Below are 13,513 nucleotides of genomic sequence, written 5' to 3'. Positions count from 1 at the left end.
CAGTTCCCCGCCACTCAACAACTCTTTTGTTAAAAAAAGTATATAAAAAATATACTTTTATATCGATAAAACTAAAATTATTCATTTTATTGTAGTTAATAGCTATACAAAAGCTAAAAAAAATAATACATTTTAAAGGATTAAACAAACGCTATTATAGCTTTTAGGAACAGAGTCCGAGTCTTTGCGCTTATTCGACTTATAGTTGGCCCTTCTTTTGGACTTAATATGCCTTTATTCGCCCCTCAGTCGATATGCGAGCATAGTCAATACATCGTCACACCACCATGAAACCGTGTTAGACTCGGACTCACCACGGACTCACCACGGATGCATGTTGGACACAGAACGAAGCAGGTACGACGCAAAACAGACGGAGGTTCGACGAAATCCCATGCAATACCCGCACCCAGCTGGGACATCAGAAGCCTACCCTTCCAGCATTTCAGCCCGAAGGGTAAGCACATCTTTAACGAAAATTAATTTAGAACTTCATCTTCTGAATGCGAATCGCGTTGAGTATGGCAATAAGTGAAACACCAACATCTGCAAACACAGCTTCCCACATGGTCGCCAGCCCTCCGGCGCCAAGGATTAGAACAACTCCCTTGACCACAAATGCCAACCCTATATTTTGGTAAACCACTTTTTTGGTCTGTTTACCAATATGAATCGCCATTGGTATCTTTGATGGTCTATCATCTTGGATAACTACATCTGCCGTTTCGATGGTTGCATCACTGCCTAGTCCCCCCATAGCTATACCCACATCACTCAAGGCCACGACAGGCGCGTCGTTGACGCCATCACCAACGAAAGCCACACTTTCACCAACAGAATTTATCTCCTTGACTTTATTTACCTTATCTTCGGGAAGAAGATCTCCAAAGGCTTTATCAATCCCCAATTCCTTTGCCACATACGCGACAACCGTACTCTTATCGCCACTGAGCATGGTTGCTTTCACTCCAAGTTTGTGCAAGAGTTGTATGGTCTGTGCAGCATCTTCTTTGATACTATCTGCAATGGTAATATATCCGACGAAGCGATTATCCCATGCAATGGCTATTGTGGTATAAACGATTGTATCCGGATCGATGGTATAGCTGATATTAAACTTGTCCAAAAGCTTAAAGTTACCAACCAAAAATACCTTGCCGTCCACATTACCCTTCAGTCCATGCCCTGGTATTTCTTCAACATCGGTCAAATTTATAGATTCATCGACCTCTCCCACATATTCCCTGATTGCTGTGGCTACAGGATGGCTGCTATGACTTTCGATTTTATTGACCAATCTAAGCATGGTTGCTTCCTCAAAACCTGGTTCCAAACGAACTTCCTGCACTTTGAAAACTCCTTCGGTCATCGTACCGGTTTTGTCCATAACAACATTCTGTATCGCTGCCATCGCATCCAGAAAGTTGCTTCCCTTGAACAGGATACCGTTTTTACTCGCCGCACCGATGCCCCCAAAATAGCCCAATGGAATCGAGATCACCAGTGCACAGGGGCAGGAAATTACGAGAAATACAAGTGCGCGATAAAGCCAATCGTTAAATACATATTGTTCGACAAATAAGTAAGGCAATAGACAGATGGCTATCGCCAAAAGCACCACGATAGGTGTATATATTTTCGCAAATTTCCGGATGAAGAGTTCCGTCGGTGCTTTTTGTGAAGTTGCATGCTGCACAAGTTCAAGGATTTTACTCAGTTTGCTGTCCTGGTATGCAGTTGTCACTTTTACCAAACTCACCGTATTCATGTTGATCATGCCAGCCAGCACAACTTCACCTTTGGTCTTTGTATCGGGTTTACTTTCTCCTGTCAATGCTGCTGTATTGAAGGAAGCCGTATCCGAAATAAGTTCCCCATCCAGGCCCAGCTTCTCCCCGGGCTTCAATTGGATGATATCACCGATTGCTGCGGCCTCAGCTTTAATGACCCTGCTACTACTTCCCTCAACGATCGTCACCTCATCTGGACGCTGATCCAGAAGCGCTTTAATATTACTTTTGGCACGACTGACCGCCAATGTCTGAAACACCTCACCTACCGCATAGAAAAGCATTACGGCAACTGCCTCGGGATATTCTTGAATTGCAAAGGCTCCAATGGTGGCGATACTCATCAATAAGAATTCAGAGAATATTTCCCCTTTTCCAATACTTTTCAATGCATCTTTAATCACGGGCAGTCCAACAGGAATATAGGCCAGCACATACCAGGCAATCCGGATCCACCCTCTAAACCATTCTTGCGCTATCCAATTGTCGAATGCAATGGCTGCAATCAGCAGGACAAATGAGATTATTGCTGGCAGAAACAGCTGCAATGTACTCCCTCCTGCCACTGAATGATCATGACCGTCATCATCACTGTGACTGTGTGCCTGATCCTGTGCAGCTGCGCCCTGTATTAAACGTTGGGCGCCTGCCTGATTATATATTTTTTCTGTCTGTGTACAACAAAGTTGTTTACCTTGTGCATCATAAATATGTTTATGTTCCATACCTTATCATGATTACTTTGTTTACAAATGTGAATGGTTAATGTTCGTGGCCACCCGTATTGCTCATTTTGGCATTAATAAAAAACGCTCCTTTCACTACGATTCTGGTCTGCGCCGGAATTTCCTGTACCGGCGTGATTGCTGTATAGCCCAATGCGGAGACACCTTTTTGGATTTCAATCTTTTCAAAATTCACCTTCTTGCCCTGCTCAGACGCATGTTTAGCAGCTTCTGATTCATCTTTATGCTGGTGTTTAGCCTCACCTTCATCATGCGAATGACCATGATCATCGTGTCCTTCTTCATGCTCTTCAGCTTGCTTGCTTGTCTCCACAAAAATGTAGAACTTCCCATCTGCTTCGACAATCGCATCGTTCGGTACAGCCGGAGTGGTCACATTATTGATCCCGATCATCCCTGTAATATTCATACCGTCTATCAGTCCGACTTTGCTACCGATCACTGTACTATGTACGGCAATGGTTTTGCTATCATTTTCAAAAGATGATCCGATTGTAAACACTTTAGCAGAATAAGTTTTATCAGGGTTATTGGTCAGCTGAAAATTAATAATCTGTCCGATTTTGATTAACGGAAGATCCTTCTCAAAAACCTGAAGATCGAGATGCAGCAGGCTATTATCGATAATCTCAATAACCGGAGAGGAAACATCCACATAGCTACCTATCTTGGCAAAGACATTGCTCACCGTACCGTTAATCGGGCTAGTCACCACCAGTGAAGCGCGCAAATTGGAAAGGCTAACACTGTTGGGATTGATGCCCATCAGTTGAATCTGCTGTTGCAGTGATGCCTTTCTGGCGCGAAGGGTATTGAACTCTGCTGTTGCCGACTGTAAATTTTTCCTTGCGCCTGCATTACCTGCATTGAGTTCCTGCTGTCTCGCCATCTCCTGCTCTGCCAGCGTAATTTTGCTTGCCAGCGCAACATACTCTTCCTGAAGCTGGATAAATTGCGGATTTGTAATGGTCGCTATGACCTGCCCCTTGCGCACAATGTCACCTAACTGCACATTCAACGTTTTGATTACGCCCCCATACAAAGTTGTTGCATTGGCTTTGTTATTATTGGGAACACTCAGAAGGCCATTGGCCTTGATCGTTGCTGTCAGCTCTTTTTCCACTATACTTCCAAAGACAATACCTACAGCCTTCATCTGCTGTTCAGTCAATGCCGCCACGGTGACCGGTCCTTCGGCATGACCTGCTTCGGCGGCAGCTTTCCCTTCCTCCTTGCCTTGGGGCTCACCAGCGCCCTTTGAATCTGATCCGCAGCTATATAGAACTGTTGTCATCGCTAGTGCAAAAAATATTTTTATGATAACTCTCATTGTTAACTTATTTATTATTGAAGTAATTGTATTGGATTGCCGATTGATTATATTGATTGAGTACATCTAAGTAGTTCTGTCTAATGCCGATGGCCTGACTTAAAAACTGGCTCATTTCCCCAAAACTTATTTCACCGGTTCTATAACCAAGGCTTGCTGCCTTAATAATGGCATCCGCTTGCTTAAGGCCTGAGGACTCATAGAACAGCAATAGCGCGCCATTTTTCTCCATATCAGCCAACGCATTCCCCTTGTTTGTCTGGAAAACCTGTGTATCATATTCAAGCTGCCGCTGTTGCGCTTCTAGCTCTGCATTTGCAGCTTTTACCTTGCTTTTATAAGCCCCTAGGCCAAATACCGGAAATGATGCCGATACCGAAAAACCCGTAAAGGGGTCTTTTGCCCCCCATAGGCGCTGCGAAAAGAATCGGCCCGAAAATTCAGGTTTATTTGTATTTTTCTGTACTGCAATATTGGAAGAAGCGATATTGACATTCTGTTGTTGCAAAGCTAAAGCGGGATGCGAGGCATCAGCTGCCGGATTTTGTATTTCCGGATCCATCTTTATTTTTTCCAGCGATTGCTCGACAGGCAAGATCCATTCATTGCGATTCAGGAGCATCATCAATTGCTGTTGCTGAACCAGCATATCCTTCTTGTTCTGAAGCAATTGAGCCTGCAGTTCCCGTAGCTTCGCTTCCGCCGCAATTTTATCCAGTGCTGCGACATCCCCGGTTTTAAAACGTAATTCGGTCGCCTTAAACATCGCCGAGTAGATGCTATCCAGCTCCACATAGAGCTTCTGTTTATCCTGAAGATACCAAAGCTGATAATAAGCGCTACGCACATCTTTCTTGATATTCGCATTCAGCACCTCGGTATTCAGATTGGCATATTTTAGCTGCTGTTTAAAATATTCCCTGCGGGCCGAATAGAGTCCCGGCCACGCGATACTCTGCGTGATGCCGATTTTCATGATCCCTGCCTTATCGCTTGGCCGGTAATCCTCATTCTCCACAAATACACCCGTCTTCGGAATTTCATTGGCAGTCTTGACATTATAACTTGCTCCCGTTATTTCGGCCGCATTGACCTGAAATTGGCGATTGTTCTTCAATGCCAAGCCGATCGCGTTATCAATTCCGATGCGTTCTTGTGAAAACGCCTTAAATCCAGTGGCAGAAAATAGGAAAACCAATATCGTCGCAATAGTTTTACCCGCATTTCCTTTTTTCATATTCAGTTTTGAGTTAAAAATAATATAAAGTAAAGGCAGTACGAACAAGGTCAGGAAGGTTGCGGTCAGCAGTCCACCGATCACAACTGTGGCCAGCGGTTTTTGAACTTCTGCACCAGCACTCGTACTGATTGCCATGGGAAGAAAACCCAGCGACGCTACCGTAGCAGTCATCAGCACAGGGCGCAACCTGGTCAGTGTTCCCTCCTTTACACGCTGAAAAATATCATCCATACCCTCCTTCTTCAATTGATTGAAAGTCCCGATCAATACGATCCCATTTAGTACAGCAACACCAAAGAGGGCAATAAAACCGATTCCCGCACTGATACTGAAAGGCATGCCACGGAGCATCAGGGCAAATACACCACCAATTGCGCTCATCGGAATTGCCGTAAAGATCAGTGTTGCTTGCTTAAAGGAATGGAATGTAAAATACAATAACATAAAGATCAGCAAGAGGGAAACAGGCACCGCAATCATCAGACGGGCACTCGCTTTCTGTAAGTTCTCAAACTGTCCGCCATAAGTAAAATAATAGCCCGAAGGCAATTTAACTTTGTTGGATAGCTGCTGCTGAATATCCCGCACTACGCCTTCCACATCTCTTCCCGCTACGTTGAAGCCAATGACAATACGCCGTTTACCCGCTTCTCTACTGATCTGTGCCGGACCGAGTTTATAATCGATGGTCGCTACCTGCGACAGTGGAATCTGAATACCGGTATCAGTTGGGATCATCAGATTGCGTACATCGTCTATACTATTGCGATGCGCCGTATCCAGACGAACAACTAAATCAAAACGGCGTTCATTTTCATAGATCTGTCCTGTGCTCTTACCTGCGAATGCTGTACTCACCACATCATTGACATCTTGAATGGTCAGACCATAATTGGCAATGCGCGTACGGTCATAGACAATATTGATCTGTGGCAATCCCGATACCCGTTCCACCTGCGGGGAAGTAGCCCCTTTAACGGACTGGATCTGTGCTGCCACAATATTAGCGTAGGATGCCAGAGAATCGATGTTCTCACCGAAAATCTTCACGGCGACATCCTGACGAATTCCGGTCATTAGCTCATTGAACCGCATCTGTATCGGCTGGTTCTTTTCAAAGAAAACGCCAGGGATAACTTCCAATTTCTCCAGGATAGCAGCTCCGAGTTCATTATAACTGCGACCTGACTTCCATTCCTTTTGAGGTTTCAGCACCACCATCAAATCTGTCGCTTCGGGCGGCATAGGATCGGTAGGAACCTCCGCGGCTCCGGTTTTTCCCACCACCATTTTTACCTCATCAAACTCCTTAATAATCCGGGAAGCCTGCATGGAGGTTTCTATACTTTGAGAGAGCGAGCTCCCCTGTGGTAATATGCAGTGAAAAGCATAATCCCCTTCCTGTAATTGCGGGATAAACTCTCCACCCATATTTTTAAAGAAGAAAACAGCTAAGGCAAAAAAAGCCAGCGTCAAGCTAACGATGATATATTTGAAACGAATGGCTTTCTGCAGTAAAGGCGCATAGATCCGCTGAAGTTTTTCGATCAAACGATCGCTAAAGGTCTTCTTGTCATGATGCTTTTTGGGTAAAAACAGCGCACACATCATCGGGATATAGGTCAGTGAGAGAATTAGTGCACCAAAGATCGCAAAACCCACTGTTTGCGCCATCGGACGGAACATCTTGCCTTCCACCCCCACCAATGTCAGGATGGGAATATAAACAATCAGAATAATAATTTCACCAAATGCTGCACTGGTCCGGATTTTTGACGCAGATTCAAAGACCTCATGATCCATTTCCGACTGCGTCAGCTTTTCAGTAGACTTGCGTAAGCCAAGATGATGCAGCGTCGCTTCCACGATAATGACCGCGCCATCGACAATAAGACCAAAGTCTATTGCACCTAAACTCATTAAATTGGCACTCACACCAAAAACATTCATCAGTCCCAAAGCAAACAGCAGGGATAATGGAATGGCTGAGGCGACAATAAGACCGGCACGAAGGTTTCCCAAAAACAGCACCAATACAAATATAACGATCAGCGCTCCCTCGATTAGGTTCTTTTCAACAGTACCTATTGCGCGGCCAACAAGATCTGTCCGGTCCAGGTAAGGCTCGATCACGACATCGTTAGGTAAGGATTTTTGGATCGTAGGCAGCTTCTCTTTTACACGCTTGACCACCTCATTGCTATTCTCGCCCTTCAGCATCATCACGACACCACCCACGGCATCCACTTCCCCGTTATATGTCAGCGCACCATACCGGACCGCATGTCCAAAACGCACGTCGGCTACATCTTTGACATAAATAGGTACAGCACCCGTCTTTTTGATCGCAATATTCTTCACATCCTCCAGTGAGGTTGCCAGCCCAATGCCGCGAATGAAGTATGCATTCGGTTTTTTGTCAATATAGGCACCGCCGGTATTCTCGTTGTTCTTCTCCAGTGCGGTGAAAATTTCCGGGATAGTGATATTCATCGCTTTCAGACGGTTAGGGTCTACCGCGACCTCATATTGTTTTAATTCACCGCCAAAGCTATTGACTTCGGCAATACCGGGTGTACCGTACAGCTGGCGGGCAACGATCCAGTCCTGCATGGTCCGTAAATCCTTTGCATTATACTTGCTTTCGCTTCCCTTTTTGGGGTGAATAATATATTGATAGACCTCTCCCAAACCTGTACTGACAGGAGCGAGTTCGGGCTTACCGATACCTTGCGGAATTTGATCTACGGCTTCCTTTAACCGCTCGCTGATAAGCTGGCGGGCAAAGTAGATGTCGACCTCCTCTTCAAAAACAACGGTAATAACCGAGAGTCCAAAACGTGAAATACTTCTGATTTCTTCGATCTTTGGTACCGTAGCGATACGCTGTTCGATCGGGAATGTAACCAGTTGCTCCACTTCCTGACCGGCCAAGGTCGGACAGGAAGTAAAAATCTGTACCTGATTATTGGTAATATCCGGAACGGCGTCTATGGGCAGCTTTGTAGCACTCCAACCACCCCAAATAATAAGTAACAAGGTCATTAAACCAATAATGATCTTATTCTTGATGCTAAATTTGATAATACTATCTAACACAATATGCTTGATTTATACTTAAATAATAGATATATAGAAATATCTCATTTCCCTGTAAACACAAAGTTTACAGCCATACACCTGCCGCCAACATAAATTAGAAAAGCAGTATGCTCCAAGAATGTGTGCGTACGGTTATAAAAAGTTGAAATTAAGCATCTACCTTAGGCGGCTGCCAGATAGTTCCGAAGTAGTTGGATGAAATAGGTATATCGAGAACGGGCATACGATTATCAAAATAAATTGAGATCGGAATACCCTCGATTTTTGGCAACTGATATTCGAAGACCGTAATATTTCCGCTACAACAGTTGCAATAACAGAAAATAGAACAGCTATCGCTTGTATCTTCACGATGGTCATGGGGTTCGTTCAACTGCGTTTCCATGACTGTCACCTCGCTGCGCATATTCGCATCGCTGCATGGAACAAAGGAAAGTCCCAAGATATAGGTGATCAATATGAAAACAATTACCCTCATTGTTATACAAATGTAGAAAAATAATTCAAAAATTTATTCTTTTATAATAAGGCCGCTATCATATTTACCCAACCATATAAATAGTTCACACGAAAACTGTGCCACAGTGTTAGGCTGGCTCGCCTTTTCGTCTGCCCGGCTTGATTCTTTCACCTCCGCTCACCATTAACTCAAAGGAAATTATTCCTCCAGTAGATTTATAAATAAAACAATAGGCAATTAATTGCAAAATGCTAAAAATCAGCATTTAACGCACAAGGATCACTTGTAGAAGTTTCTCTACAAGAAAAATAACTTAGCGAAAATCATAAGGATTAAACAGGATGTGATATCTATAATTGCAGCGTAAAATTTAATACTGATCAAAAAACACAATGAAAATAGGCTTTAATAATTATTAATGTCACAGACAAAAAAATAAAAAATCATACGTACAAATCAATCAAAAACACTAAAAATCCAAGTAAAATTAAAATGTCTACTTACATGAAAATGAAAAGTTATCGCAACCTTAGAAATGGACTCATGCTGGGCTGCATGGTACTGGTTGCTTCAAGTATTTACTCTTGCAAAAAGAGTGGTGAAAACACAGCCCTGGCTGATGAAACAATTGTCAAGATCAATCTTCAGGGAGTTGAGGCCTATGGTGCGGATGAAAGCAACAGCATTGGCCAGAAGCAGGGTTCCACAAAAGCTGCTGCCAACAATGCTCCTGAAATACAGGAGATGACTGTCCCCTTTGGCAATAGCTCTTCCATTGATGTTGTCTTGACAAGTAGCTCTGCTCCCGCGGTCAATAAGGGATTATCGGCCTCATCGGGTACCAAAGCAGCAACTACAGCTCAGGTAACGGAGAAGAAGCTGGACAAGGACGTCAAATACAAAGTAGTAGTCTATGACAGCCAAGGCAATTACGTTACCGAAAAGACCTATAGCTATGGTGGAGAAGCTGCAGCAGAAGGGATTGCTCTTGATGCCGGAAAAACGTATACGTTTGTCGCTTATTCAACCAATAGCACGAGTACAGTACCGAACATTAGCAACCAAAGTACTTTGTCATCGGCAAGCCTCAACAATATCAGTGGCGACCTCATGTATTTCGCGAACACGCTGCAAGTAAATAAAGGTGTCAACAACCTGAATGTCATCTTAAAGCACCGTTTCAGCCAAATTACAACAACAATGACCATGGATGCGAACATGACCGGAGCGATTACTAAACTTGAAAATGCTGTATTTAAACCTAGTCATACCTCTGCCAACCTCAAACTGTCGGATGAAGCACTTACCTACAACGGTTTGAACGATGCTGGTGTAGCTGCACAATTTCCGGCTTTGGGTATCGGTTTACGTACAGTTGTCAGCACTCCTTCCCTGTTGATCCACCCTGCGACAAATGCGGGAACATTGAAATTGGGAACATTGACCATTGACGGTGAAACCAAATCAAATGTTAGCATCCCAAATGTAAAAATCAACCCAGGACAGAAGTATGACCTGCAGCTTAATTTCAAAACCTGTACACAAGATGTGACCACAAATGGACTAAACTGGAGCTACCCTGTCGCATACTCCAACGGGAAACCGGGAATCCGGATCGACGGTGTCTTCTATCCGAGCGGAACGACAATATCCAAAAGCTTCACCGCACCTGCTGCAGATTATGGATTTGTGTTTGACATTACCGAACTGGACAATGCCTTCAACATGGAGATAAACGGCGTAAAACTGGCAAAAAACGAAATTCAGTTTGAAGTTGGCGCATCCTCAGCACAAAACATCCAATTCCTTGACGGAAGTAAATATGCGGGCACAAATGTACAAACAGGCAGAAGAATTGACCAGATTTACAATATGCAGGGAACTGCTGCCAATCCATTGATCAAACTTGTGATCAGCAGAACCGGTAAAGTGACGATGTTCGGAAGCAAAACAAATGGCGGACCGCTTTATGAGCTTGTATTGGTCAATGGCAATTCCTTCAATACTTTCCCATGGGGAAGCACACAGAGCAATACCGTAAAAGTCACTCAACTGGTTGATGGCCGTACAATCATTAAAGGTGTAGGAGCTGGAAAGAAGAAAATACCTTGCAGCTAAGAACCTTTAGATCAAAACAAAGAAAAGTTTATCACATATAATAATAAAGACTATGAAAAAGAAAATGGCCTATATCGCACCGGAGGTTAGGGCGCACCTGATCGAACTTGAGCAGGGCATCGCAGCCGGTTCAGCAAGCGCTAGACCCGAAGACTCCAACGGACAAGTCAGTGAACAATGGGATCTTGGCGACAATGACAGCAGAACGATAGACTGGTAACAAGCCCCACAGCATCAGTATGCATAAAGCCGTATTAAGCACAACAATAGCTGTGTTTAATACGGCTTCATTTATTTTTAAGGCTATTTATGCCAATATTTTCTGTAAACGTTTTGGAAATTCTTCAATCTTTGAAATACTCAGCTGTTTCATTACCTGAAATAAGTGTGCTTTGAACATATTGATGGTATGTTCTCCCCCCGCGTTTCCTAAGGCGCCAACACCATACATAAATGGCCGCCCCATAAAGTTAAATTCAGATCCAACAGCATGCGCACGGGCCAGATCCACTCCGGAGCGGATACCACCATCCAACATAATCTTGATTTTGCTTTTATAATCCGGATTACCCGCCAGATGAATCAAGGAGTTAATGGATGATTCACTTGCATCAAGCTGTCTGCCGCCGTGGTTAGAGACGATAACCCCGTCTACCCCCAATGCAATGGCAGCCTGCATATCTTCATCTGTCGCAATTCCTTTTAATACCAAAGGCCCCTTCCATAGATCCCGGATGGCCCTGATCTTTTCAACATCCACTTTACCGGTGAATGTTCTGTTCATAAATTGCCCCAGCTGCGCCAGATCCAGGCCTTTTTCCATATAAGGCTTTAAAGTCGCAAAAGACGGAATACCATGTTTGAGGGTTTCAATGCCCCAGGTAGGACAGGCAAATGTCTGTAAGATATTGGCGATGTTCATCTTTGGAGGCATGGACAGCCCACTTTTAATCTCTTTGTACCGAAGTCCAAAAGCCGGAACATCGACCAGGACAACAAGCACAGGACATTCCACCTCCTTCAGACGTCGTAAGATATCATCACGCAGCTTGTTTTCCGTCGGATGATAAAGCTGAAACCAGGCTTTACCCTGTGACACTTCGGCAATACGTTCGATACTACTGGTCGATACGGTACTCAATATATATGGAATATCATGCGCTGCAGCAGCTTTTGCCAGAATTTCTGGTGCATTGGGCCACATCAGCCCTTGCAGACCAATAGGTGAAACCCCAAACGGAGCACTGTACCGGCGACCAAAGAGTTCTACAGACATATCAATCTCCGCGCTCGCCTGAAGGTACTGCGGCTTTAATAGAATATTGTCAAAATCATTTTCATTTCGCGCAAGGTTCAGCTCTTCATTGCAACCGCCTATTAAATAATCAAATGCAAATTTTGGAATTCTTTTCTTGGCTTGTTTTCTCAAGTCTTCAACAGCTGGAAATCGGGTATTGTATGTAAACTTCTGGCTCATGATTGATGTATTAAGTATTGGCAGCGATTTATCTGCGCGCCAAATATAGTATATAATTTGAAATTAGTTCGTCATTTATCATTATCTCCTCACTATTGCGTTTGGCTGCCAAACGCTGTTCCCCCACCGAAAGGCAGTTCATGTCCATGATACACCCTGCATGATCGGAAGCAGAATGTGCCGCTACAAACGGGTCCTGTATCATCCGGCAGACCTTACTCCTTTTAAATATCGCTAAGCTAGTATTCCTGGGAGAATAAAACTGTACCTGGATTGCTCAATATTGACACTATATTAACAGTGTTTAGATTACTATTTCATATTTAAGATAAAATAAGCTATTTTTAACGTCCAAGTAATAATACAATAACCCTAAATGAAACCCATCTTCACAAAAATACTGGAAGGATCAGAGATTGCGACATATGCCACAAAGGAAGTTTGTCTGCCTTTTTTTTCTACGGAATTCCATTTTCACAGGGCCTGCCAGATGACCTATATTGTCCAAAGTGAAGGTAAACGTATTATAGGCGACAGTATTGACAGCTTTTCGACCGACGAATTGACTTTTGTAGGACCTGACCTTCCCCATGTTTGGTATAACAACAGTTCAAACCGGGATGCCACACATTTATCGCGCTCAATGACACTTTATGTCGAACCTAAATTACTGCTAGAGGTGTTGGGGCAGCTATTTAAAACACATAAAATCGAAACTTTTTTGACCGCATCCAAACGGGGACTTCTATTTCGGGGCGAAACAAAACAGCAGCTAAAACACAAACTGGAGCAGATGATTCAGCTTGACTATGGTTTTAAAAAAACAATATTGCTTCTTGAAGTCATTGAATTATTAATCACAACCGATGAATATGAATACCTTTCCAGTCCAGGTTATACACACAATTACAGTTCGATGGATAACGAGAAAATCGACCGTATCTTTAAATTTGTTTTCAACAATTTCACAAAAGAGATTCCATTGGATCAGGTTGCGGCACTAGCGAATATGTCCAAACATTCGTTTTGCCGTTATTTTAAGTCGCGTACACAAAAGACTTTCGTACAGTTCGTCAATGAAGTACGCGTCAGCGAATCATGTCGGCTGATTACTGAAAACAAATTACAGATCACCAATATAGCCTTTTCCTGCGGATTCAATAGCTTATCTAATTTTAATAAGATTTTTAAAGCTATAAAGGGGATAACGCCAAGTACATACAGAGCTCAGTTACGGATATAAAACAATA

8 protein-coding genes are annotated in these 13,513 nt (G+C 43.5%); 3 read left to right on the top strand and 5 right to left on the bottom strand.

The annotated features are described in order from the left end of the window. Positions 1-484: 484 nt before the first annotated feature. The 4 genes from ABDW32_RS03415 to ABDW32_RS03400 all read right to left on the bottom strand — a co-directional run bounded on the left by ABDW32_RS03415 (position 485) and on the right by ABDW32_RS03400 (position 8,686). On the bottom strand, positions 485-2,515 hold the full coding sequence (locus ABDW32_RS03415) for a heavy metal translocating P-type ATPase (RefSeq protein WP_343559338.1): 2,031 nt from the start codon (positions 2,513-2,515) through the stop codon (positions 485-487). Positions 2,516-2,552: 37 nt separating this feature from the next. Further along, positions 2,553-3,866, bottom strand: a complete 1,314-nt coding sequence (locus tag ABDW32_RS03410; protein ID WP_343559336.1) for an efflux RND transporter periplasmic adaptor subunit — start codon at positions 3,864-3,866, stop codon at positions 2,553-2,555. A 7-nt stretch (positions 3,867-3,873) separates the two neighbouring features. Continuing rightward, positions 3,874-8,205, bottom strand: a complete 4,332-nt coding sequence (locus tag ABDW32_RS03405) for a CusA/CzcA family heavy metal efflux RND transporter (protein WP_343559333.1) — start codon at positions 8,203-8,205, stop codon at positions 3,874-3,876. A 151-nt stretch (positions 8,206-8,356) separates the two neighbouring features. Further along, positions 8,357-8,686, bottom strand: a complete 330-nt coding sequence (locus tag ABDW32_RS03400) for a DUF6660 family protein (RefSeq protein WP_343559330.1) — start codon at positions 8,684-8,686, stop codon at positions 8,357-8,359. Positions 8,687-9,172: 486 nt separating this feature from the next. Between ABDW32_RS03400 and ABDW32_RS03395 the strand changes: the two genes are divergently transcribed. Next, positions 9,173-10,786, top strand: coding sequence for a hypothetical protein (locus ABDW32_RS03395; RefSeq protein ID WP_343559327.1), 1,614 nt, complete (start codon positions 9,173-9,175; stop codon positions 10,784-10,786). 52 nt (positions 10,787-10,838) lie between these two features. Next, positions 10,839-11,006, top strand: a complete 168-nt coding sequence (locus ABDW32_RS03390; RefSeq protein WP_343559324.1) for a hypothetical protein — start codon at positions 10,839-10,841, stop codon at positions 11,004-11,006. Positions 11,007-11,093: 87 nt separating this feature from the next. Here ABDW32_RS03390 and ABDW32_RS03385 read toward each other — a convergent pair whose 3' ends face one another. Continuing rightward, positions 11,094-12,263: an alpha-hydroxy acid oxidase gene (locus ABDW32_RS03385; protein WP_343559321.1), complete on the bottom strand. Its 1,170-nt coding sequence runs from the start codon at positions 12,261-12,263 to the stop codon at positions 11,094-11,096. Positions 12,264-12,639: 376 nt separating this feature from the next. On the opposite strand from ABDW32_RS03385, the gene ABDW32_RS03380 reads away from it, so the two are divergent. Next, on the top strand, positions 12,640-13,506 hold the full coding sequence (locus ABDW32_RS03380) for an AraC family transcriptional regulator (RefSeq protein ID WP_343559319.1): 867 nt from the start codon (positions 12,640-12,642) through the stop codon (positions 13,504-13,506). Positions 13,507-13,513: the final 7 nt, after the last annotated feature.

Origin of the sequence: Sphingobacterium sp. (assembly GCF_039596235.1) — a bacterium.
Lineage (GTDB): Bacteria > Bacteroidota > Bacteroidia > Sphingobacteriales > Sphingobacteriaceae > Sphingobacterium.
This window is presented reverse-complemented; position numbering and strand designations above follow the sequence as displayed.